The organism is Terrabacter terrigena, assembly GCF_042676085.1.
Lineage (GTDB): Bacteria > Actinomycetota > Actinomycetes > Actinomycetales > Dermatophilaceae > Terrabacter > Terrabacter terrigena.
Window position 1 is genome coordinate 153,174 of record NZ_JBHTKH010000004.1, and the last position, 21,601, is coordinate 174,774.

Annotated in this window: 22 protein-coding genes; 14 read left to right on the forward strand and 8 right to left on the reverse strand. The window is 72.3% G+C overall.

Features of this window, described 5'->3' with window-relative positions; all coding sequences use genetic code 11:
- The first annotated feature begins 62 nt into the window (after positions 1-62).
- Genes purS through purL form a run of 3 tightly spaced genes read left to right on the forward strand, consistent with a single transcriptional unit; the run spans position 63 to position 3,405 of the window.
- Entirely contained in the window at positions 63-398 is a 336-nt protein-coding gene (gene purS, locus ACFQ2V_RS08245) for a phosphoribosylformylglycinamidine synthase subunit PurS (protein ID WP_386052190.1), read from the forward strand.
- On the forward strand, positions 395-1,090 hold the full coding sequence (gene purQ / locus ACFQ2V_RS08250) for a phosphoribosylformylglycinamidine synthase subunit PurQ (protein ID WP_386052191.1): 696 nt from the start codon (positions 395-397) through the stop codon (positions 1,088-1,090). Before purS ends, purQ begins: the two co-directional genes overlap by 4 nt.
- A complete protein-coding gene (gene purL, locus ACFQ2V_RS08255; protein WP_386052192.1) occupies positions 1,087-3,405 on the forward strand; it encodes a phosphoribosylformylglycinamidine synthase subunit PurL in 2,319 nt (772 codons plus the stop codon). Before purQ ends, purL begins: the two co-directional genes overlap by 4 nt.
- 64 nt (positions 3,406-3,469) lie before the next feature.
- Here the strand turns inward: purL and ACFQ2V_RS08260 are convergent, their stop codons facing one another.
- From ACFQ2V_RS08260 to ACFQ2V_RS08275, 4 genes are all read right to left on the reverse strand, one after another.
- Positions 3,470-4,486, reverse strand: a complete 1,017-nt coding sequence (locus ACFQ2V_RS08260; RefSeq protein ID WP_386052193.1) for an LLM class flavin-dependent oxidoreductase — start codon at positions 4,484-4,486, stop codon at positions 3,470-3,472.
- A gap of 158 nt (positions 4,487-4,644) precedes the next feature.
- The gene (locus ACFQ2V_RS08265; RefSeq protein WP_449343041.1) at positions 4,645-5,463 is read right to left on the reverse strand and encodes a spermidine synthase; all 819 of its coding nucleotides are present in this window, start codon (positions 5,461-5,463) and stop codon (positions 4,645-4,647) included.
- Positions 5,460-6,269 carry a GNAT family N-acetyltransferase gene (locus ACFQ2V_RS08270; protein ID WP_386052194.1) on the reverse strand — a complete coding sequence of 270 codons (810 nt, stop codon included), beginning with the start codon at positions 6,267-6,269 and terminating at the stop codon, positions 5,460-5,462. The genes ACFQ2V_RS08265 and ACFQ2V_RS08270 overlap by 4 nt, the downstream gene beginning before the upstream one ends.
- A 4-nt stretch (positions 6,270-6,273) precedes the next feature.
- Positions 6,274-6,699: a VOC family protein gene (locus ACFQ2V_RS08275; protein ID WP_386052195.1), complete on the reverse strand. Its 426-nt coding sequence runs from the start codon at positions 6,697-6,699 to the stop codon at positions 6,274-6,276.
- 116 nt (positions 6,700-6,815) lie between these two features.
- Between ACFQ2V_RS08275 and ACFQ2V_RS08280 the strand changes: the two genes are divergently transcribed.
- From ACFQ2V_RS08280 to purM, 8 genes are all read left to right on the forward strand, one after another.
- Positions 6,816-7,697: an LLM class flavin-dependent oxidoreductase gene (locus ACFQ2V_RS08280; RefSeq protein WP_386052196.1), complete on the forward strand. Its 882-nt coding sequence runs from the start codon at positions 6,816-6,818 to the stop codon at positions 7,695-7,697.
- Between the two features lie 52 nt (positions 7,698-7,749).
- Positions 7,750-8,130, forward strand: a complete 381-nt coding sequence (locus ACFQ2V_RS08285) for a sterol carrier family protein (RefSeq protein WP_386052197.1) — start codon at positions 7,750-7,752, stop codon at positions 8,128-8,130.
- Positions 8,127-8,375: a hypothetical protein gene (locus ACFQ2V_RS08290; RefSeq protein WP_386052198.1), complete on the forward strand. Its 249-nt coding sequence runs from the start codon at positions 8,127-8,129 to the stop codon at positions 8,373-8,375. Before ACFQ2V_RS08285 ends, ACFQ2V_RS08290 begins: the two co-directional genes overlap by 4 nt.
- Positions 8,372-9,544 carry a CaiB/BaiF CoA transferase family protein gene (locus tag ACFQ2V_RS08295; RefSeq protein ID WP_386052199.1) on the forward strand — a complete coding sequence of 391 codons (1,173 nt, stop codon included), beginning with the start codon at positions 8,372-8,374 and terminating at the stop codon, positions 9,542-9,544. The genes ACFQ2V_RS08290 and ACFQ2V_RS08295 overlap by 4 nt, the downstream gene beginning before the upstream one ends.
- Complete coding sequence (thpR, locus tag ACFQ2V_RS08300; protein ID WP_386052200.1) at positions 9,541-10,128, forward strand: RNA 2',3'-cyclic phosphodiesterase; 588 nt, start codon at positions 9,541-9,543, stop codon at positions 10,126-10,128. Before ACFQ2V_RS08295 ends, thpR begins: the two co-directional genes overlap by 4 nt.
- Before the next feature lie 26 nt (positions 10,129-10,154).
- Positions 10,155-11,717, forward strand: a complete 1,563-nt coding sequence (gene purF / locus ACFQ2V_RS08305; protein ID WP_386052201.1) for an amidophosphoribosyltransferase — start codon at positions 10,155-10,157, stop codon at positions 11,715-11,717.
- 242 nt (positions 11,718-11,959) lie between these two features.
- Positions 11,960-12,880: a hypothetical protein gene (locus tag ACFQ2V_RS08310; protein ID WP_386052202.1), complete on the forward strand. Its 921-nt coding sequence runs from the start codon at positions 11,960-11,962 to the stop codon at positions 12,878-12,880.
- 106 nt (positions 12,881-12,986) lie between these two features.
- Positions 12,987-14,117: a phosphoribosylformylglycinamidine cyclo-ligase gene (gene purM / locus ACFQ2V_RS08315; protein WP_386052203.1), complete on the forward strand. Its 1,131-nt coding sequence runs from the start codon at positions 12,987-12,989 to the stop codon at positions 14,115-14,117.
- A gap of 254 nt (positions 14,118-14,371) precedes the next feature.
- Here purM and ACFQ2V_RS08320 read toward each other — a convergent pair whose 3' ends face one another.
- The gene (locus tag ACFQ2V_RS08320) at positions 14,372-14,566 is read right to left on the reverse strand and encodes a DUF3073 domain-containing protein (protein WP_386052204.1); all 195 of its coding nucleotides are present in this window, start codon (positions 14,564-14,566) and stop codon (positions 14,372-14,374) included.
- Positions 14,567-14,939: 373 nt separating this feature from the next.
- Here ACFQ2V_RS08320 and ACFQ2V_RS08325 point away from each other — a divergent pair, with 373 nt between their 5' ends.
- Positions 14,940-15,131 carry a BldC family transcriptional regulator gene (locus tag ACFQ2V_RS08325; RefSeq protein WP_045191048.1) on the forward strand — a complete coding sequence of 64 codons (192 nt, stop codon included), beginning with the start codon at positions 14,940-14,942 and terminating at the stop codon, positions 15,129-15,131.
- Between the two features lie 95 nt (positions 15,132-15,226).
- On the forward strand, positions 15,227-15,667 hold the full coding sequence (locus ACFQ2V_RS08330) for a VOC family protein (RefSeq protein ID WP_386052205.1): 441 nt from the start codon (positions 15,227-15,229) through the stop codon (positions 15,665-15,667).
- Positions 15,668-15,699: 32 nt separating this feature from the next.
- Here the strand turns inward: ACFQ2V_RS08330 and ACFQ2V_RS08335 are convergent, their stop codons facing one another.
- Positions 15,700-16,017: a hypothetical protein gene (locus ACFQ2V_RS08335; RefSeq protein WP_386052206.1), complete on the reverse strand. Its 318-nt coding sequence runs from the start codon at positions 16,015-16,017 to the stop codon at positions 15,700-15,702.
- Between the two features lie 381 nt (positions 16,018-16,398).
- Complete coding sequence (locus ACFQ2V_RS08340; RefSeq protein ID WP_386052207.1) at positions 16,399-18,096, reverse strand: PucR family transcriptional regulator; 1,698 nt, start codon at positions 18,094-18,096, stop codon at positions 16,399-16,401.
- 136 nt (positions 18,097-18,232) lie between these two features.
- On the opposite strand from ACFQ2V_RS08340, the gene ACFQ2V_RS08345 reads away from it, so the two are divergent.
- Positions 18,233-19,501 (forward strand): NAD(P)/FAD-dependent oxidoreductase, encoded by a 1,269-nt coding sequence (locus tag ACFQ2V_RS08345; RefSeq protein WP_386052208.1) that lies wholly within the window; start codon positions 18,233-18,235, stop codon positions 19,499-19,501.
- Positions 19,502-19,783: 282 nt separating this feature from the next.
- Here the strand turns inward: ACFQ2V_RS08345 and ACFQ2V_RS08350 are convergent, their stop codons facing one another.
- The gene (locus ACFQ2V_RS08350; RefSeq protein ID WP_386052209.1) at positions 19,784-21,553 is read right to left on the reverse strand and encodes an alpha-amylase family glycosyl hydrolase; all 1,770 of its coding nucleotides are present in this window, start codon (positions 21,551-21,553) and stop codon (positions 19,784-19,786) included.
- Between the last annotated feature and the right edge of the window lie 48 nt (positions 21,554-21,601).

Genomic DNA, 21,601 nt, shown 5'->3' on the forward strand with positions numbered 1-21,601 from the left:
CCGTCCCGAGGGACCCGAGGGACGCCACCATCGCCCATCCAGCGCAGGGAGAAGCACCACTGATGGGAAGCATCGTCGTCGACGTCATGCTCAAGCCCGAGATCCTCGACCCCCAGGGGCAAGCCGTCGGCGGCGCCCTGCCGCGGCTCGGGTTCGACGGGTTCACCGACGTCCGTCAGGGCAAGCGCTTCGTGCTCACCGTCGACGGCGACGTCACGGACGAGCACCTCACGGCCGCCCGCGAGGCCGCCGAGACCCTCCTGTCCAACCCCGTCATCGAGGACGTCGTGTCCGTACGCGTGCTCGACGGTTCCGAGGGCGACGCCGAGGGCGAGACCCAGGGCGGCGCTGAGGGCGCGGACGAGGGCAAGGGCGAGTCGGAGGACGGCGAGCAGTGAGGATCGGCGTCGTCACGTTCCCCGGTTCCCTCGACGACCGAGACGCGGCGAGGGCCGTGCGGGAGTGTGGCGGCGAGGCCGTCACGCTCTGGCACGGTGACGCCGACCTCCGAGGCGTCGACGCGGTCATCCTGCCGGGTGGGTTCTCCTACGGCGACTACCTGCGCTGCGGCGCCATCGCCCGGTTCGCGCCCGTCATGGACGCCCTCGTCCCGGCCGCCAAGGGCGGCCTGCCGGTGCTCGGCATCTGCAACGGCTTCCAGGTGCTCACCGAGAGCCACCTGCTCCCCGGCGCGCTGATCCGCAACGACCACCGCAAGTTCAACTGCGTCGACCAGCGGCTCGTCGTCGAGAACGCCTCCACCGCCTGGACCTCCGACTTCGAGGCCGGCCAGGAGATCACCATCGTCCTCAAGAACGGCGAGGGCGGCTACGTGGCCGACCAGAACACCCTCGACAAGCTCGAGGGAGACGGGCGCGTGGTGTTCCGCTACGTGCCCGACGCCGAGGGCCGCAACCCCAACGGCTCCTACCGCCACATCGCCGGGATCACCAACAAGCGCGGCAACGTCGTCGGTCTCATGCCGCACCCCGAGCACGCGGTCGAGGCCGGCTACGGCCCGAGCCTCGACGGGCGCGCCTTCTTCACCTCGATCATCACGAAGACCCTCGAGAGCGCGGCCAACGCATGAGCGACACCCAGACCGTCCAGCAGGCGCCGGCGGCGCCCGTCCTCGACACCGTCGAGCACGCGGCCGGCACGCCCGACGTCGAGCAGCCGTGGGCCGAGCTCGGCCTCAAGGCCGACGAGTACGCCCGCATCCGCGAGATCATCGGGCGTCGCCCGACCATCGCCGAGCTCGCGATGTACTCCGTCATGTGGAGCGAGCACTGCTCCTACAAGTCGAGCAAGATCCACTTCAAGCTCTGGGGCGAGAACACCACCGACGAGATGCGCGAGAAGCTGCTCGTCGGCATCGGCGAGAACGCCGGGGTCGTCGACATCGGCGACGGCTGGGCCGTGACCTTCAAGGTCGAGTCGCACAACCACCCGTCCTACGTCGAGCCCTACCAGGGCGCCGCGACCGGCGTCGGCGGCATCATCCGCGACATCATGTCGATGGGCGCCCGCCCGATCGCGGTCATGGACCCGCTCCGCTTCGGCAACCTGCACCACCCCGACACGCAGCGCGTGCTGCCGGGCGTCGTCGCCGGCGTCGGCGGCTACGGCAACTGCATCGGTCTGCCCAACATCGGCGGCGAGGTCGTCTTCGACGACTGCTACCAGGGCAACCCGCTCGTCAACGCGCTCTGCGTCGGCGCGATGCGCGTCGAGGACATCCACCTCGCCAAGGCGTCCGGCGTCGGCAACAAGGTGATCCTCTTCGGTGCCAAGACCGGCGGCGACGGCATCGGTGGCGTCTCGGTGCTCGCGTCCGAGACGTTCGACGAGGGCGGCCCGACCAAGCGCCCCGCCGTGCAGGTCGGCGACCCGTTCGCCGAGAAGGTGCTCATCGAGTGCTGCCTCGACCTCTACAAGGCGGGCGTCGTCGACGGCATCCAGGACCTCGGCGGCGCCGGGCTCTCCTGTGCGACGAGCGAGCTCGCGTCCAACGGTGACGGGGGTATGCAGGTCGAGCTCGACCTCGTGCCCCTGCGCGACGCGAGCCTGCAGCCGCAGGAGATCCTCATGTCGGAGTCGCAGGAACGCATGATGGCCGTGGTCGAGCCGAAGCACCTAGAGGAGTTCATGGCGATCACCGACCACTGGGACGTCGAGGCCACCGTCATCGGCGAGGTCACCGACGGCGACCACCTCGTCATCACCTGGCACGGCGAGACCATCGTCGACGTGCCGCCGCGCTCGGTCGCCCACGAGGGCCCGACCTACGACCGCCCGCTGGCCCGGCCGGCATACCTCGACGGGCTGAAGGCCTCGGGTGCGGCCTCCCTGGCCCGCCCCGAGAACGGCGACCAGATCCGTGCCCAGCTGCTGACGCTCCTCGGCTCGCCGAACCTCTGCGACAAGTCGTGGATCACCGACCAGTACGACCGATACGTCCTCGGCAACACGGCGCTCGCGCAGCCCGACGACTCCGGCGTCGTGCGCGTCGACGAGGAGACCGGCCGCGGCGTGGCGGTGTCCACCGACTGCAACGGCCGCTTCGCCAAGCTCGACCCGTATGCCGGCGCGCAGCTCGCGCTCGCCGAGGCCTATCGCAACGTCGCCACCGCAGGTGCGGCTCCGCTCGCGGTCACGGACTGCCTCAACTTCGGCTCGCCCGAGGACCCCGGCGTCATGTGGCAGTTCCGCGAGGCGATCCGCGGCATCGCCGAGGGCTGCAAGTTCCTCGGCATCCCGGTCACTGGTGGCAACGTGTCGTTCTACAACCAGACCGGTGACGTCGCCATCCACCCGACGCCCGTCATCGGCGTGCTCGGGGTCATGGACGACGTCTCGAAGCGCTCCGGCTCGGGCTTCCGCAGCGAGGACGCCCACGTCTACCTGCTCGGCACCACCCGCGACGAGCTCGACGGCTCGGAGTGGGCGCACGTGGTGCACAAGCACCTCGGCGGGCACCCGCCGCAGGTCGACCTCGCTGCCGAGCAGGCCCTCGGTCGTGTCCTCGTCGAGGCGGCCCGTGCGGGTATCGTCGAGGCGGCCCACGACCTGTCGGAGGGCGGGCTGGCGATCGCGCTCGCCGAGGCGTGCATGCGCCACGGCGTGGGCGTGACCATCGACGGCCTCGACCGGGTCGGCGCGGACGCCGACGGCAACCCGCTCGACCCGTTCACCGCGCTGTTCTCCGAGTCGAGCGCCCGCGCGCTCGTCGCGGTGCCGGCGGGCCACGCGGCCGAGTTCGAGGCGCTGCTCGGCGACGTGCCGCACGCGCGCATCGGCGTCACGGGTGGCCGCGACCTCGACATCACCGGTGTCTTCACCGCCTCGGTCGCCGAGCTGAAGTCCGCCCACGAGTTCACGCTCCCGGCGGTCTTCGGAGCCTGACCTCCCGGCCCGCGCCAACGCGAACGGCGAGCACCTGCTGGTGCTCGCCGTTCGTCGTCTCCGGTCAGCGCCAGCCGAGCCCGGGTGCGAGGTGGGTCAGCACGCTCTCGATGACGTGCGCGTTGTAGTCGACGCCGAGCTGGTTGGGCACCGTGAGCAGCAGGGTGTCCGCCGCCGCGATCGCGGAGTCCTCGGCGAGGTCATGGACGAGCTGGTCGGGCTCGCCGGCATACGTCTTGCCGAAACGGGCGAGCCCGCCGTCGAGGTGTCCGACCTGGTCCTGGCTGGCCGTCTCGCGGAAGAAGTACTGCCGGTCCTCGTCGCTGACGATCGGGAAGATGCTGCGGCTCACCGAGACCCGCGGCTCCCGCTCGTGGCCGGCTGCCTTCCAGGCGTCGCGGAACATCTGGATCTGCTGGGCCTGCAGCTCGTGGAAGGGCACGCCGGTGTCCTCGGTGAGCAGCGTGGAGCTCATGAGGTTCAGGCCCTGCTCGGCCGTCCACTCGGCGGTGGCGCGAGAGCCGGCGCCCCACCAGATGCGGTCGCGCAGGCCGGGCGAGTGCGGCTCGATCGGCAGCAGGCCGGGCGGGTTGGGGAACATCGGCCGTGGGTTTGGCTGGGCGAAGCCCTTGCCGCCGATGACGTCGAGGAACGTACGCGTGTGGTCGCGCGCCATCGACGCGTGGTCGTCGCCCTCGGGCTGGTAGCCGAAGTAGCGGAAGCCGTCGACGACCTGCTCGGGTGACCCCCGGCTGATGCCGAGCTGCAGCCTGCCGCCCGAGATGAGGTCGGCCGCCCCGGCGTCCTCCGCCATGTAGAGGGGGTTCTCGTAGCGCATGTCGATGACGCCGGTGCCGATCTCGATGCGGCTCGTGCGCGCCCCGACGGCGGCGAGCAGGGGGAAGGGAGAGGCGAGCTGCCGCGCGAAGTGGTGCACCCGGAAGTAGGCGCCGTCGGCACCCAGCTCCTCGGCGGCCACCGCGAGGTCGATGGACTGCAGCAGGGCATCCGATGCAGAACGGGTCTGCGAGTGCGGCGACGGCGTCCAGTGCCCGAACGAGAGAAACCCGATGTTCTTCACAGGGCGTGCAACGTCTCGCGGCCCCGAACCCTTCCACACCCTGGCAGGCCGGCCAGTTGCACCGGCACGTCCCTGACCTCGTCGTAGACGGGGTCAGGGACGAGCTCGGTGTTCAGCACCCGCCCCGCAGCCTGCTCGAGGAGCCTGGGCGTCGAGGCTCAGCGAACCCGCCATCGGCCCGCCTCGGGTGGCGGCGGGCTCGGCTCGCCGGTCACGCCGAACGGCCGCGCCCCTGCCAGGAAGCGGGTCAGGGCAACGCCCTCGCGCAGCCCGGTCGGCAGGTGGGCCCGGGCGACATCGCGTCGCAGCGCCTCGACGGGCAGCGGTGACGCGCCGGCCACGAGCACCGAGTTGCCGAAGCGGCGCCCCTTGAGCACCTCATGCGTGGCGATGAGCGCGACGTGCGGCAACGTGCTCGCGACGGTGGCCACGACGCGGGCCACCCAGCGCAGCCCGGGCTCGTCGGCGAGGTTCCAGAGAGCTACGCCGTCGGGCCGCAGCACGCGCGCCACCTCGTGGGCGTATGCCGTGCCGGCGAGCTCTGCAGGCACCCTGCCTGCCGCGTAGGCGTCGGTCGCGACGACGTCGGCGGAGCCCGGCTTGAGCGCCCTGACGCCCGTCAGGCCGTCGACGGGACGCACGCGGATGCGGTGGCGGCGGGGGAGCGGGATCTCACGGCGGACGAGTTCGGTGAGAGCGGCGTCGGGCTCGAGGACGATCTGGGGCGACCCCGGCCGGGTGGCCTCGACCCACCGCGGCAGGGTGAGGCCGGCGCCGCCGACGTGCGTCACGCCGAGGGGGCCGGGCGACAGGGCGGCGATCGCCAGGGCCAGGTGCTGCACGTACTCGAAGACGAGGAGCGTCGGATCGTCGGGCTGCACGTGTGACTGTGGCGAGCCGTCCATGTGGACCGTGACGCCTCCACGCTCGTCCCACTCGAGCGAGACCCGTTGTGCGACAGGCGGTTCCGCGGTCACGACGGCGCCAGGTCGAGCACGAGAGTGCGCTCCTCGCCGTAGCGGGTGAACCCGGTGCGGCGCAGGATCGGTGACGACGTGCCGACGACACCGTGGGTCAGTCCTAGGGTCGCTCCAGCCGCCTTGGCCGCCCGCAGCCGCGCATCGAGGACGGCACGGTAGGCGCCGCGACCGCGGAGCGAGCTGTGCGTGCCGCCACCCCAGAGACGGCATACGTCACCGGCGAGGGTGTAGCCGCCCGTGCCCGCGGGACGGCCGTCGACGTAGGCGACCCAGCGACCGCTGGAGTCGTCGTCAAGGCCGCGCTCGACCTCGAGGAGCGCCGACGCGACCTGGTCGTCGGTGGGGTCGGCGCCCCCGAACGCGTCGTTGCCCACGGTGATCGCGTCACGCACGGTCTGCTCGTCGGTGACCCGCCGCACCGAGACGTCGCCGGGGACCGCGAGGTCGGGCAGGCCCTCGTCGAGCGAGAGCGCGAGCACGTCCATTCGGTCGACGACGCCGGCGCCGCGGGTCATGAGCTCGGGCTCGAGACCCTGCGGTTGCGTGAACTCGGACAGGCGCCACCACAGGCGGTCACGACCCCAGCCGCGGGCGACGGCGCAGATCTCGTCGGCGAGCGCGGCGGCGTCGCGCTCGGAGCCGAAGACCCGCGCTGACGTGGGCGTGAGGAAGTGCTGCGGGTAGGCGACGACGAGGTACTCGTCGTTGGCGACGTGTGGTGCGCCGTCGGGCACCCAGCTCCACGCGTTCGAGGCGGCGAGGACCGCGGCCGCGTCCCAGGCGCGCCTGTCGTCCCGGGTCACGCCGTCAGGTGCCCATGGCCGTGGTGCCGTCGGACATGACGGCCGAGATGAGGCCGAAGACGTTGCCGTCGGGGTCGTGCAGGTAGGCGAGACGGCCGACGCCCGGCATGTCGGCCGGGGCCAGCGCCTCGGACCCGCCCAGCTCGATTCCCTTGGCGAAGAGGCCGTCGACGTCGTCGACGCCGATGACGATGTTGCAGCCACTGACCGGGCCGCCGATCTCGGGGGCCGGGCCCTGGCGCTGGGTGAGGCCTCCGTTGATGCCGTTGCCCGAGCCGCCCTGGCGGATCGACCCGTCGCCGGTGTCGATGGCCCAGTAGGGCATCTCGCCGAACTGTTGGAACGACCAGCCGAGGAGCGAGGAGTAGAAGTCGGCGAGGCGCTGAGGGTCCGAGCCGTGGATCTCGAAGTGGACGACGAGGTTGGACATGGGTGCTCCTTCTCCGGCGTCTCGGAGGTCCTCCGAGACTGTCCACCCGACGCTATTGCGCAGCGCAGACAGGCACAACGGAGGTCCTCGTCGCACCGGGGCGCTAGCGTCGGTGCATGCGCTTCGGCCTCACCATCCTCCCCGAACACCCCTGGTCCGTCGCCGAGCCGATGTGGCGCGAGGCCGAGCAGATGGGCTTCGACCACGCGTGGACCTTCGACCACGTCACCTGGGGCGGGCTTCCCGAGTCGCCGTGGTTCGGCGCCGTGCCGACGCTCGCGGCCGCTGCCGCGGTGACCCGACGCATCGGCCTCGGCACGTTTGTCTCGTCGCCCAACAACCACCACCCGGTCCAGTTCATGCGCGAGGTGCTGGCGCTCGACGACATCTCGGGTGGGCGGTTCCTGCTCGGCATCGGCGCGGGGGGCGACGTCGACTCGCGCATCATGGGCGAGGACCTGCCGCTGCGCGACCGCACGGCGCGGTTCCACGAGTTCACGGCCCTCCTCGACCGGCTGCTCACCGAGGACCACGTCGACGCGGACGGCCGGTTCTACGGCGCGCGCGACGTGCGCACCCTGCCCGGTCCGGTGCGCGGCGGCGACACCGGCAACCGCGTGCCCCTCGTCGTGGCGGCCAACGGCCCCAAGGCGATCCGCCTCGCCGTCGAGCGCGGCGACGGCTGGATGACCTACGGCGGCAACGTCGACACCGACGACGAGTGGTGGACGCTGGTCGCTACGCTCTGCGGACGGGTCGACGAGGCGCTCGCAGGCGCGGGCCGCGACCCGGCCGACCTCGACCGCTACCTCAACATCGACTCGGCACCGACGTTCGCGCTCTCGAGCGCAGCCTGCTTCGAGGACGCCGTCGGACGCGCGGCCGAGCTCGGGTTCACCGACGTGATCACGCACTGGCCCCGCCCCTCCGAGCCGTTCCGGGGCACGCGCGACGTCCTCGACGAGGTCGTGGCCGACGTGCTGCCCCAGATGCGCTGACCGCTCGACACCGCCCGAACCGCTGACACCACCCGTCGGTAGCCTTCCCCGTATGCCGCCGCGCCGACGCACCCCGATCGCCGAGGGTCACGCCGCGCTCGAGGCGTGCCGCGCTGCCGGCTGGGCGGCCGACCGGCGCACGACGGCGACGGCCGTGCGCTACACGCTCGAGGAGCTCGCCACCATCGCACCCGGCCGCACCGTCGAGGTGCGGGTGCCGCCGCACGGCGCCGTCCAGTGCATCGAGGGGCCCGTGCACACCCGCGGCACGCCGCCCAACGTCATCGAGACGGATGCCGCCACCTGGCTGCGTCTCGCCGTCGGAGACCTGGCGTGGCACGACGCCCTCGACGGCGCGCTCGTCCGCGCGAGCGGGCAGCGGGCGCACCTCGAGGGGCTGCTGCCGATCGCCTCGCTTAGGGTGGGCGCGTGAGCCAGACCCCGCCCCAGACCCGCCCCGAGCGCCCGCGCATCCCGAACTTCAAGCGGTTCCTCATCACCGGGGCGGTGCTCGGTTTCGTCATCGGCGCCGCGGTGTCCTTGACGGGCGACCGGGTGCAGGGCTACTCCGAGAGCACCGGCGCCCTCTACATCGGGGCCCTCGGTGCACTGCTCGGCGCCGGCCTGGCCGGCGTGCTCGGCATCCTCCTCGACCGCTCAGGTCGCGACCGGTCGTGACCCACCCGGCCGGTGACCGCGCCCAGCGCACGGGTCCGCTCGCCGGTGTGCGTGTCGTCGAGCTGGCCGGTATCGGGCCGTCGCCGTTCGCGGCGATGCTGCTCGCCGACCTCGGGGCCGACGTGATCCGCATCGACCGCCCGGGCGGCCCCTCGCTGACCGTCCCGCTCGCGCCCGAGGCAGACGTGCTGCGCCGCGGCCGCCCGTCCGTGCTCCTCGACCTCAAGCACCCCGACGGCCTCGCCGCCGCGCTCGCGCTCGTCGAGAAGGCCGACGTGCTCGTCGAGGGTTACCGCCCCGGGGTCGCCGAGCGCCTCGGCCTCGGCCCCGACGACTGCCTCGCGCGCAACCCCGCCCTCGTCTACGGCCGCATGACCGGCTGGGGGCAGGACGGCCCCCTCGCGCAGGCGGCCGGGCACGACATCGGCTACGTCGCCATCACGGGCGCCCTGCACGCCATCGGCCGCGCCGGAGGTCCGCCGCAGGTGCCGGTCAACCTCGTCGGTGACTTCGGCGGCGGTGCGCTCTACCTCGTCGTCGGCGTCCTCGCCGCGTTGCACGAGGCCCGCAGCAGCGGTCGCGGCCAGGTCGTCGACGCCGCCATCGTCGACGGCACGGCGCACCTGTCGGCCCTCGTCGTCAGCCTCGTGTCGGCCGGGCTCTGGTCCGACCAGCGCGGCACCAACCTGCTCGACTCCGGCGCCCCCTTCTACGACGTCTACGAGACGAGCGACGGCGGCTGGATGGCGGTCGGCCCGCTCGAGCCGTCCTTCTACGCCGAGTTCCTCCGCCTGCTCGACCTCACCCACTCGGCACCCGACCGCCTCGACCCCCGGCGATGGCCGGCTCTGCGCGCCCTGCTCGCCGACACCTTCCGCACCCGCACCCGCGACGACTGGGTGGCGGTCTTCGAGGGCTCCGACGCCTGCGTCGAGCCCGTCCTGTCCTACGCCGAGGCGCCGCACCACCCGCACCTGGCGGCGCGTGGCACCTACGTCGAGCACCACGGCGTCGTGCAGCCGGCACCCGCGCCCCGCTTCTCGCGCACGCCGGTCGCACTGTCGACGCCCCCGTCCACGCCGGGTGCCGACACGCGGGCGGCCTTGTCCGCGTGGGGCATCGACGGTGTCGATGCCCTCATCGCCTCCGGTGTCGCAGCGCAGCCATGAGGCTCTTCGTCGCCGTCGTGCCGCCCGACGAGGTTCTCGACGACCTCGAGGAGCACGTCGCACCCCGCCGCGAAGCCGGGCCTGAGATCCGGTGGACCGATCGCCACCAGTGGCACGTCACCCTCGCGTTCCTCGGCGCGGTCCCCGACCCGCGTCTCGACGACCTCACCGACGCCCTTGCCCGCTCAGCCGGCCGGCGCGACCCGCTGGTGCTGCAGCTCGCGGGCGCCGGCGCCTTCCCCAACCCGTATGCCGCCCGCGTCCTCTGGGCGGGGGTCGAGCAGGTGCGCGGTGACCTCGGGGCGGTGGCACACGGCATACGCAATGCGGCCGGCACGGCCGGGGCCACACCCGACGGCGCGCGCTTCCACCCGCACCTGACGCTGGGACGCTTCCCTCGCCCGACGGAGGCGACGCGCTGGATCCGGGCGCTGGAAGCCTGGGAGGGACCGGCGTGGCGGGCCACCGAGCTCGCTCTCGTGGAGTCGCACCTGGGGGAGGGCCGCGGGCGGAGGCCGCGCTACGAGGTGCTCGCCGAGCTGCCGTTGCGTGGCCACGGCAACGCCGGACCGCGGCCGGACTGATCCCGCCCGTATGGGACACTGGGGCAGTGGCACGTGGCGACGGTCGACTTGGTCATGACCTCCTCCCCGGCGAGAAGGGCCCGCAGGACGCCTGCGGGGTCTTCGGTGTCTGGGCCCCCGGAGAGGACGTCGCAAAGCTGACGTACTTCGGGCTCTACGCGCTGCAGCACCGCGGCCAGGAGTCTGCCGGCATCGCGACCGGCGACGGCGAGAAGATCCTCGTCTACAAGGACATGGGCCTCGTGTCGCAGGTCTTCGACGAGACCGCCCTCAGCTCGCTCCGCGGCCACATCGCCATCGGCCACACGCGCTACTCCACCACCGGTGGCTCGACGTGGGAGAACGCCCAGCCGACCCTCGGCGGCACCGGCCACAGCACGCTCGCCCTCGCCCACAACGGCAACCTCATCAACACGGTCGAGCTCAAGGCCCTCGTCGACGAGCACTTCGGCGGCGCCCGCGTCACCGGCGAGCTCGCCCGCGGAAACACCTCCGACACCGCGCTCGTGACGACCCTGCTGTCGGCCGACGAGGACCGCACCCCCGAGCAGGCGGCTCTCGACCTGCTGCCGAAGCTCCGCGGCGCGTTCTCGTTCGTCTTCATGGACGAGACCACCCTGTATGCCGCTCGCGACCCGTGGGGCGTGCGTCCCCTCGCGCTCGGCCGCCTCGAGCGCGGCTGGGTCGTCGCGTCCGAGACCGCGGCGCTGCAGACCATCGGCGCGGCCGTCATCCGCGAGGTCGAGCCCGGCGAGCTCATCGTCATCGACGAGGACGGCCTGCGCTCGCACAAGTTCGCCGAGCCCCAGCCGAAGGGCTGCGTCTTCGAGTACGTCTACCTCGCACGCCCCGACGCCGTCATCCGCGGCCGGGTCGTGCACGAGGCCCGCGTCGAGATGGGCCGCGTCCTCGCGCGCGAGCACGCCGTCGACGCCGATCTCGTGATCGGTGTGCCCGAGTCGGGCGTGCCTGCGGCCGTGGGCTACTCGCAGGAGTCGGGCATCCCGTTCGGCCAGGGTTTCGTGAAGAACGCCTACGTCGGGCGCACCTTCATCCAGCCGTCCCAGACCCTGCGCCAGCTGGGCATCCGCCTCAAGCTCAACCCGCTCGAGCACACCATCCGCGGCAAGCGCCTCGTCGTCGTCGACGACTCGATCGTGCGCGGCAACACCCAGCGGGCACAGATCCGCATGCTGCGCGAGGCCGGCGCCGCCGAGGTGCACGTGCGCATCAGCTCCCCGCCCGTGCAGTGGCCCTGCTTCTACGGCATCGACTTCGCCACGCGGGCCGAGCTCATCGCGACCGGCCTCGGCGTCGAGGAGATCCGTGCGTCGATCGGCGCCGACTCGCTCGGCTACATCTCCGAGGAGGGCATGATCGGCGCGACCAACCAGTCGCCGACCGAGCTGTGCACCGCGTGCTTCACCGGGAAGTACCCCATCGACCTGCCGGAGGACGGCCACATCGGCAAGCACGTGCTCGAGACGCTGCCGCTGTCGGTGCGCACGGGTCACGACCGGTCGGTCGACGTCGAGGGCGTCAGCCTCGGGGTCGGAGTCGGCGGCGAGGCTGCCCTGCGCCACCCCTGACCCCCCGCTCGCCGACCTCGTCCGGCGGGTCGAGGTGATCCGTCGCGGCAGGTCGCGGCGTTCCACCTCGGACCGCGGGTTGTCGCTCCTTTCGAGGTGATCCGCCGCGGTTGAACGCGATGCTTCACCTCGACCCGAACGGCGTGGGATCGGCGTCCACATCTCCGCAGCCGGACTGGTGGCCGTCCACAGCCGGCGGAGGTCGACTTCCGGCGTGAGTCGCCCGCAGCCAGCCTGCGAGCATGAACGCAGCCGAACGCCGCGCCCTCGCCCGCCGGCTCGCCGCGGAGCAGGGCGGAGTCGTGTCGCGCCGACAGCTTCGTGCGGTCGGCATCACCCACGACCATGTGCGCAACGAGGTGGCCGCGGAGCGGTGGGTCGCCCTGGGACACCAGGGAGTCGCCGTGCACCGCGGGCCGCTGCCCGTGGTCGCGAACGCGTGGTCGGCGATCTGGAACGTGGGCGAGCGCATCGCCGTGCTCGACGGGGTGTCGAGCCTGCTCGCATCCGGCATGACGGGTTTCGCCGAGGAGCTGCTGCACCTCTCCGTGCTCCACTCCCACGACATCCCACGTCTGGACGGCGTGCGCGTGCACAAGGTCATCCGCCGCCTCGACGACGAGGTGGTCCCGGCCGGCATCCCGCGCACGAGGCCGACCGTCGCTGCACTGCGCGCCGCCGGATGGGCCGTCAGCGATCGTCAGGCCGCACTGATCCTGGTCATGCCGGTCCAACAACGGCTGACGACACCTGCGGCGTTGCTGGCGGCCTCCGAGCGTTGCGTCGGGCGTCGGCGGCGGGCCTTCATCCGCGGCGTGGTCCGCGACATCGCGCTGGGCGTCCAGTCCCTGGGTGAGCTGGACTTCGCAAGGCTGTGTCGGGCTCGCGGCCTGCCCGAGCCGTCTCGGCAGGTCGTGCGGCAGGGGCCTCACGGTCGCATCTACCTCGACGTGCGGTGGGACCGGCACGACCTCGTCGTCGAAGTGGACGGGATGCAGCACCGTGAAGGACTCAACGTCACCATCGACAACCTCACCCGCAACTGGGTGGTGCTGGCGGGCGACCGGGTCCTGCGCATCGACCTCATCGGGCTGCGGTTGCACGCGGACGCGTACCTGGACCAGGTGGCGGCCGGGCTGGCCTCGACCTCGCTGTCGAGGTGATCGCCGGCAGCTGACCACGAGGTTTCACCTCGACTCGTGACGCCTCGAATGCGGCCTTACGCGGACGGGGTCGGGGGTGTCGTCCGTGCGCCGGTAGGCTGGGGCCGTGAGCGACGCCCCCATCACGTATGCCTCGGCCGGAGTCGACGTCGAGGCGGGTGACAAGGCCGTCGAGCTGATGAAGGCATCGGTGCGCCGCGCGACCCGGCCCGAGGTGGTCGGCGGCCTCGGCGGCTTCGCCGGCATGTTCGACGCGAGCGCGATCGCCCGCATGACGCGTCCGATCCTCGCCACGAGCACCGACGGCGTCGGCACCAAGGTCGCCATCGCCCAGGCCCTGGACGTGCACGACACGATCGGCTTCGACCTCGTCGGCATGGTCGTCGACGACATCGTGGTCTGCGGCGCCGAGCCGCTCTTCATGACCGACTACATCGCGACCGGAAAGGTCGTCCCCGAGCGCATCGCCGCCATCGTCGGCGGCATCGCCCGCGCGTGCGAGGAGGCCGGCGTCGCCCTCGTGGGCGGAGAGACGGCCGAGCACCCCGGCCTGCTCGAGCCCGACGAGTACGACGTCGCCGGGGCCGCCACGGGCGTCGTCGAGTATGCCGCCGTGCTGGGTCCGCAGCGCGTCGCCGACGGTGACGTCGTGGTCGCGCTCGCGAGCAGCGGCCTGCACAGCAACGGCTACAGCCTCGTGCGCCGTGTGGTGGCGAGCACCGGCTGGGCCCTGGACCGGCACGTCGAGGACTTCGGCCGCACGCTCGGCGAGGAGCTGCTCGAGCCGACCCGGATCTACACCAAACCGCTGCTCGAGATCATCGCCGACGACGGCGTCGACGTGCACGCCCTGAGCCACGTCACCGGTGGTGGGCTCGCGGCGAACCTCGCCCGGGTGCTGCCCACCGGCACCTTCGCCCGCGTCGACCGGGCCACGTGGACGCCGCCGGCCGTCTTCCGCACCGTCCAGGACCTCGGCCGCGTGCCACAGGCCGACATCGAGCGCACCCTGAACCAGGGCATCGGCTTCGTCGCGGTGCTGCCAGAGGCGCACGCCGACCGCGCGATCGAGCTGAGCGAGGCCCGCGGCATACGGGCGTGGCGGCTCGGAGAGGTCGCCACCGAGGAGCGGGCCCAGGCCGACGGGCTCGTCGCACCCGACGCCGAGGTCGTGCGCGGCGCCAAGGGCGTCGACGGCGGTGCGGTGCAGGTCGTCGGACAGCACCCGACCGCCTGACCCCTTCCCGGCACCGGCCCGGCCGCTCCGGGCGCCGGTCTCGCCGGCCCGGCCAGCCGTGCCACCGACGTCGCCGACCTGCGAGCAGCCGTGGGCGACAAGGACGCTCGGCCGGGGGCCCGTGATGCACGTCAGGGCATGAGCAGGCCCGCCCACCGCGTCGGTGTGCGGGCTCCGCCCGTGTCAGGGCAGCACCGAGCGCGCCGGGTGCGAACACCCGACGCACGAGGTGCAGACGGAAGAGGAGGACGAGCTCAGCGCTCGCCCGAGGCCCACTTCCCGTATTCGTCGTACTCGTCGTCGTCGACGGACCGCGGCTGGTTGGACGAGTCGCGTTGCGACGGCCCGTGCAGCTCGCGCTCCAGCGCGCTCAAGTCCGTGTCAGGTGTGTAGTACTTGAGCTGCCGTGCGACCTTGGTCTGCTTGGCTTTGGCTCGGCCGCGCCCCATGGCGTGACCCCCTCGTGCGTCGTGCCGGGACGGCATCGCTCCTCGGAGAACCGGGTGGTCCTTCGATGTCCGCGTAGCGGCCCCGGGAATGTGTGTGTTCTCGTGGGGCTAACGCTACATGAGTGAGGCAAATCCTGCGCCCACGGACCCCCGTGCCGGTGTCGCGTCGCCGGCCGTGGCGGAGAGCGCCCGCCAGGGCCCTTCCGAGCCCGTCGGACCCCATTACACCCCAGGGTGGCATAGGGGGACGATTTGACTCTTTTCTGTGATTAACCGCCATTGGACGGGTCCAGACTTTACTCTTGCTTTACCGAGCCCCGCTTGGGGCGATGCGTGTCGCTGCACCTAGCGACAGGGTGGTGGGGAAATGACAATGACGACTCAGGATCGACACGAGACCGAGAAGCTGCTGACGCCTGCCGAGGTTGCGGCCCTCTTCCGAGTGGACCCCAAGACGGTCACTCGATGGGCCAAGGCAGGAAAGCTGACTTCGATCCGGACCCTTGGTGGGCACCGGAGGTACCGCGAGTCAGAGGTACGCGACCTTCTGGGTGGCGGGCACTGACTCAGTCGCTGGTTGGGGGCATCCAGCGCCACACGCAGGGGAGGGACACCACGGTGTCCCTCCCCTGACTCTTTCAACCTCATATCGTGGCGGGCATGACGACCCGCCCTGACCTGTCCGCCGTCACGCTGGGCGTTCGCGACGTCGAGGCCTCTCGCGCGTTCTACGTGGACGGCCTCGGCTTCCGGGAGGTGCTGCACCTTCCCGGCGACATCTGCTTCGTGCAGGCCGGGCCGGGCCTGCTGCTCGCCCTCTGGAACGTGGGCCAGATGCCGAGCGAGTACGGCGACGTCGCCCACGGCAGCGCCGCGCCGCCGATGTCGCTCGGGCACAACGTCGAGCGCCCCGAGCAGGTCGAGCAGCTGTATGCGGCCGCGATCGCTGCCGGGGCGACCTCCGTCACCACCCCAGCCGTTCGCGAGTGGGGCGGGTCGAGCGCCTGTGTGGCCGACCCCGACGGCTTCCGGTGGGACTTCGTGCACAACCCGGGCTTCCGCGTGGACGCCGACGGCACGGTGCACCTCGGTGCGGGCTGAGCCGGGCTCGGACCGGAAGGTGTGAGCGGGCGTCAGGTCGCGGCGTCGAGCAGGGCGTGCCACGGGTGCCCCGGTGCGTGGGTCCTCACGAACTCGGCGAGGAAGGTGCGCTGCGCCCTGGTGAGCAGGGGGAGCGCGGCCGCGAGGTCGTCGTCGTCCTTGGGGCGCCCGGTCGCGACCTTGTGGCTCAGCACGAGCTCGGGGGCGAGGTAGCGCACGCCGTCGCGTTCCCAGGTGACGGCCTCGAGTGGCGCGCTGAAGGTGGTGTCGCGCTTGGACTGCCAACGGCCGTCGACGTCGCGGTTGAGCAGCAGCTCGCAGCTCCACGGAGCGAGGGCGTGCTCGCGCACCCAGACCTGCTCGGCGATGTCGGGCAGGGCGCGACCTGGGCGAGGTGCAGCAGTCCCTCCTGGCTGGCGGCCCAGAGGTGGAAACGCGACTCGAGGTGCGTGCGGACCGCCGGCAGGTCGCGCCGGAACACCGACAGGTCGAGGTCCTCGTGAGGTCGGGCCACGCCGGTGAACGCCTCGATGGCGCAGCCCCCGACCACCCACCACGGCACGTCGAGCCCGGCGAGGATCTCCCCGGCCTGCGCCGGCGTCCACGCTCGCACCGGGCCGTAGATCCGCTCGAACTCCGAGTGGGTGAGCCAGGTCCGCGTGTCGCGTTCGGCCGTCGCCTCGCCCATGCCGGCCACGGTATCGAGGTCGCCCGGTCGGGTGGGCCGAACGTCAGTGTCCGAGTGCCCGGAGCTGCAGGCGCAGGGCCAGGCGCGTCTCGGGGTCGTGCAGGTCGAGGTCGACGACGTCGGACAGGCGCTGCATGCGGTAGCGCAGGGTGTTCGGGTGCACGTGCAGCCGGGCTGCGGCCTCGCGTGGGTCGCCGGGGTGGTCGAGCCAGGCGGCCACGGTCTCGAGGTATGCCGTCTGGTGCGACTCGTCGTGGTCGCGGATCGTGGCGACCGGGCCGAGCAGCTCCTCGGTCCAGATGCCGCCGAGGGCGCGGGCGTTGGTGACGGCAGCCCAGGCCTCCTCGACCGTGGTGGTGGTCCCGGTCACCCTGCCGATGTCGCGCAGGCGCTGCACCTCCGTGGCCTCACGGCGCGACCGGTCGAGGTCGACGGCGCGGGAGACGCGACCACCGGCGCTGGCAGTGGCGCTCGGCGTGGCGCCGGCGACCTCCTCGACGACGCCGAGCAGCCACTCCCAGGTGCCCGGCGAACCGTCGCCGGGCACGTCCCGCACCAGCGCGAGGGCGACGCCGTCGAAGATGGCGAGGAGCGGCTGGCGCCATGACCGGCGGCGCGCCACCGACTCCCAGACGTCGAGCTCCCGGTCGGCATCACGAGGCGCGGCCGCCTCGCGGGCGGGCGCTCCGCCTGAGTCCCGGGCTGTTGCCGCTCGAGGACGAGGGCCTATCGGACCGTCGTCACGGTGTGCTCCGGACAGCACGACGACGCGCCACGGTGCGGCGGGGAGCCAGCTCTCCGCCTCGAGCGTGTCGCCGCTCAGCAGGGCCCTGAGCCGGTCGGCGGAGACCCGACGCGCCAGGTCCGCCTGCGACCTCATCCGGAGCAGGTGGAGCGCCACGACCGAGGCGGTCTGGGCGAGCGATCCCATGACGTGCTCGGCCGGCTCGTCGTCGACGACGGCCCAGATCGAGCCGAGCCACTCGGTGCCGGCGCGGACGGGAACGACCACCCGGGCACGCAGCCCCCGCCCGGCGGGCACGAAGAAGGGCTCGTCGGACCGGGCCAGCCGCCGGAAGACGCCGCGTCCACGCAGGTTGGCGATGACCTCGTCGGGCACCCGGCGGCCGACGATCGTCGACACGCGCGCAGGGTCGGCGACGTCCTGCGTTGAGGAGTAGGCGAGCACCCGCGACTGCGTGTCCTCGATGGTGATCGGGGCGTCGACGAGGGCCGCACAGGCGTCGGCCAGGGCGAAGAGCTCGTCGAGCACGGGTCCCTCGGCGCGGACCGCCGGGCCGCTCGCCGCCCGGTCGAGCACGCCGCGCAGCAGCCACACGACGTGCGCCCACGAGGCGTGGTCGGCCAGCTCCACGAGGCTCACGCCGAACCGGGCGGCGGCGGTCTTGACCTGCTGGTGGCGCGCCGCGGCCCGCCGCAGCACCACGGCACCGGTGTCGACGGCGGCGGCCGCCTCGAGCAGCGCCGTCGCCTCCGCGGGCCGCTCGACGCCGACCCCCAGCAGCAGGTCGCCGGCCTGGCCGAACACCCCGGAGGCAGGCTCCGCCAGGGTCACGTCGTCGACGGGCGGGCCGCCCGCGTCGACGACGACGGTCAGCAGGCCCCCGCCGAGTGCCCCCACGAGCTGGGCGACCGGGAGCCCGACCGGGGTCGTGGACGACGTACGCGTGGCGCCGGCGCGCGAGCGTCGGGAAGCCGGGGCGGACCGGGCGGACGGCATACCTCATCATGCCGCACGTGCTGTGCTGCGCGCACAAGCAGAGGCGCGAACTCTGTCAGCACGGCACCAAGGGGTCGTCCCGCGCAGGCACCACCATGGTCGCAAGGCACCCACCCACCCACAGGAGTCGATCCGCATGCCTGCCGTGAACACCGCTGGTACCCCGGTCCCCGAGCGCGTTGCCGTCGTCGGAGCGGGCATGGTCGGTCTCGCGACCGCCTGGTTCCTCCAGGAGCGTGGCGTCGAGGTGACCGTCATCGACCGCGACGGCGTCGCCGCGGGTGCGTCCTGGGGCAACGCGGGCTGGCTGACGCCGGGCATCGCGACGCCGCTGCCCGAGCCCGCCGTGCTCAAGTACGGCCTGCGCGCCGTGCTCAGCCCGAGCTCCCCGGTCTACGTGCCGCCGAGCGCACGCCCCGACTTCCTGCGCTTCGTGACCGGTTTCACGCGCCACAGCACGATGAAGGCGTGGAAGAAGGCGATGGGCGCACTCGTGCCCGTCAACGACCTCTCGCTGCAGAGCTTCGACCTGCTCAAGGCCGGCGGCGTCGACGCCGACACCTACGAGGCGAAGTCGTTCACGGCCGCCTACCGCACCGCCGAGGAGCGCCAGACGCTGCTCGAGGAGATCGAGCACATCCACGCCTCCGGCGGCGACATCACCTTCGACGTCCTCTCCGGCGACGACGCCCGCGCCATCGAGCCGGCCCTCTCCGACGAGATCGGCGCCGCGATCGTGCTGCACGGCCAGCGGTTCATCAACCCCGGCGCGTACGTCGCCGCGCTCGCCGACTCGGTCACCGCCCGCGGCGGCAAGATCGTCACCGGCAGCGCCGTCGCGCGCGTCACAGACACCCCGACCGGCGTCCTCGTCACGAACGACTTCGGTCAGGCCGAGCACTACGACGCCGTCGTGGTCGCGACGGGTGCGTGGCTCGGCAAGCTGGCGCGCGACTTCGGCGTCAAGCGTGTCGTCCAGGCCGGCCGCGGCTACTCGTTCTCGGTCGAGGTCGAGGACCTGCCGAACGGCCCCGTGTACTTCCCCGCCGCCCGCGTCGCCTGCACGCCGGTCGGTGACCGCCTGCGCGTGGCCGGCATGATGGAGTTCCGCCAGCCGGAGGCCGCACTCGACCGCCGCCGCATCGGGGCCATCGTCGAGTCGGCGCGCCCGCTGCTCAAGGGTGCCGACCTCGACCACCGCCAGGACGAGTGGGTCGGCTCGCGCCCCTGCACCATCGACGGCCTGCCGCTCATCGGCGCGTCGCAGAACCCCAAGGTCTTCGTCGCCGGCGGTCACGGCATGTGGGGCATCACGCTGGGTCCCGTCACCGGCCGCCTGCTCGCCGAGCAGATCGTCACCGGCAAGGCCCCCGAGCAGCTCAGCCCGTTCAACCCGCTGCGCTGAGAAGCACCGGCACCGCCGGGCGGACGGACAAGGCCCACCTGACGAACCTCGTCAGGTGGGCCTCCGTGCGCGTCCCCCCGCGCAACCGAGGCGCGGCAGCGTGCCCGCACCGACGGCTGCCGCCGGACCCCTCAGTTCGGCGGCGGCCGTCGACTGTGCTTCGGAGACGTCACGGAAACGGATTGCTGCCGATCGCTCGTGGACGATCCCTCGAGCGGCGCGACGCGCGTGCCGTCGGCCGGATCGAGCACCCGGGCAGTGACGTGCACACCTGCCGCCGCGTCAGGCCGGGGTGAGGACGACGAGGGTGTACGCGCCCACCGAGACCGTGCCGCTGGCGGGCTGGTCGTCCAGGGACTCCTCGACCGCGTCCACGTCGTGGGTCTCGTGACCCGCGAAGAGGGCGCTGTAGGTGGCCGCGTCGGAGTTGAAGCGGACCACCCACGGGCCGGCGGACGGCATACCCGTCGTGATGTCACGTGCCTCCGCACTCGCGTTGACGGCGACGACGGCGACGTCGTCGCCGGAGCGCCGTGCCCACACGAGGGCTTTGGCCTCGTCGTCGAGGTGGAGCACCTCGAAGCCCTCGCCGCGCAGGCCGCGTGAGACGCCGTCGACGTCTCGGCGCAGGTGGATGAGGTCGCGACCGAGGCGGACGATGTCGCGGAACTGCTCGGCCCGCTCCCAGTCGAGCGGCACGTCGTCGCGGAACCACTCGTCCTCGAGGAACTCCTGGCCCTGGAAGAGCATCGGGATGCCCGGCGACGTCAGTGCGATGGCGAGGCCGAGGGTGGCCCGCTTCTGCGCCGCCCAGCCGCTCGGGTCGTCCCCGTCGACCTCGTGGGGGATGCGGAGCTTGCCGTTGGCCACCTCGTCGTGGCTCTCGGTGTAGACGATGCGCCGGAACGGCTCGTCGGTGCCGCCCAGGGCGTCGGCGAGGTCGGTCATGGAGCGCTCCGCGTCGTCGACGGCCGTCAGCAGGCCCCTCACCGGGTGGACGAAGCTCGTGTCCCACTGTGCGTGGAACCCGGCCCCACCGTCGTCGGTGGAGGTGATCGCCGGGTCGCCCTGGAGGTCCTCGGCGATGAGGATCTTGTCGGGATGCCGCTCGCGGACCGTCGTCGTGATCGAGCGCATGAGGTCCCAGCCCTCGGGCAGGTCGCCGGTGCCGAGACCGTCGATGGTGCGCACGTAGAGCGTCGCGTCGAACCGGAGCCCGTCGAGGTGGAACTCCTCGAGCCACATCATGGCGTTGTCGTGGAGGTAGGTGCGCACCTCGTCCCGGCCGTAGTCGGGTCGGGTGTCGCCCCACGGGGTCGACGAGCGCTCGTCGTTGTAGAAGTAGATCCCGCCCTTGCCGTCCTCGCTCCAGCCGTCGAACTGCCACAGGGAGAGGTCGCTCGGGCCGTAGTGGTTGATGACGACGTCGAGGATCACGGCGATGCCGTGACGGTGTGACTCCTTGACGAACGCCTTGAGCGCGTCGGCGCCTCCGTAGGTGCTCTCGACGGCGAACGGGTTCGAGGGGTTGTAGCCCCACGAGTAGTCGCCGGCGAACTCGGCGACGGGCATCAGCTCGACGGCGTTGATGCCGAGCTCGGCGAGGTAGCCGAGCTTGCCGGCCAGACCGCCGAGGTCGCCCGCGTCACCCTCGGTCGCGACGAACGACCCGATGTGGGTCTCGTAGATGACGAGCTCGTCGTGCGGCGGGCAGCCGAACGTGTCGCCGCTCCAGTCGAAGGCGTCGCGGTCGTAGACGACGGCGTTGCCCGACGAGCTCGTCACGACGCGGGCGCGGGGGTCGACGCGCATGAGGCGCTGATCGCCGTTGGTGATGACGAACTGGTACTCGTCGCCGGGACGCACGCCCCGGACGTCGGTGTACCAGTGCCCGTTGTCCTCGGCCACCATGGCGTGGCCGTCCTCTGACCAGTCGGTGAAGCTGCCCGTGACCGCGACGGCGTCGGCGTTGGGCGCCCACACACGAAAGGCGGTGCCGTCCGCGTGGGGTAGCGAGCCCAGGCCGGGGCGGTGGGCGTCGTGATCGGACATGCGGGACTCCAGTCGGCTGGTGAGGGTGCCCCGAGCCCGGCCGGGCTG

Bases quoted from the DNA above. Each gene is read 5' to 3' on its own strand.
- purS (WP_386052190.1), top strand. From the start codon at position 63: ATGGGAAGCATCGTCGTCGACGTCATGCTCAAGCCCGAGATCCTCGAC.
- purL (WP_386052192.1), top strand. From the start codon at position 1,087: ATGAGCGACACCCAGACCGTCCAGCAGGCGCCGGCGGCGCCCGTCCTC.
- ACFQ2V_RS08275 (WP_386052195.1), bottom strand. From the start codon at position 6,699: ATGTCCAACCTCGTCGTCCACTTCGAGATCCACGGCTCGGACCCTCAG.
- ACFQ2V_RS08280 (WP_386052196.1), top strand. From the start codon at position 6,816: ATGCGCTTCGGCCTCACCATCCTCCCCGAACACCCCTGGTCCGTCGCC.
- ACFQ2V_RS08285 (WP_386052197.1), top strand. From the start codon at position 7,750: ATGCCGCCGCGCCGACGCACCCCGATCGCCGAGGGTCACGCCGCGCTC.
- thpR (WP_386052200.1), top strand. From the start codon at position 9,541: ATGAGGCTCTTCGTCGCCGTCGTGCCGCCCGACGAGGTTCTCGACGAC.
- ACFQ2V_RS08310 (WP_386052202.1), top strand. From the start codon at position 11,960: ATGAACGCAGCCGAACGCCGCGCCCTCGCCCGCCGGCTCGCCGCGGAG.
- ACFQ2V_RS08320 (WP_386052204.1), bottom strand. From the start codon at position 14,566: ATGGGGCGCGGCCGAGCCAAAGCCAAGCAGACCAAGGTCGCACGGCAG.
- ACFQ2V_RS08325 (WP_045191048.1), top strand. From the start codon at position 14,940: ATGACGACTCAGGATCGACACGAGACCGAGAAGCTGCTGACGCCTGCC.
- ACFQ2V_RS08330 (WP_386052205.1), top strand. From the start codon at position 15,227: ATGACGACCCGCCCTGACCTGTCCGCCGTCACGCTGGGCGTTCGCGAC.
- ACFQ2V_RS08340 (WP_386052207.1), bottom strand. From the start codon at position 18,096: ATGCCGTCCGCCCGGTCCGCCCCGGCTTCCCGACGCTCGCGCGCCGGC.
- ACFQ2V_RS08345 (WP_386052208.1), top strand. From the start codon at position 18,233: ATGCCTGCCGTGAACACCGCTGGTACCCCGGTCCCCGAGCGCGTTGCC.
- ACFQ2V_RS08350 (WP_386052209.1), bottom strand. From the start codon at position 21,553: ATGTCCGATCACGACGCCCACCGCCCCGGCCTGGGCTCGCTACCCCAC.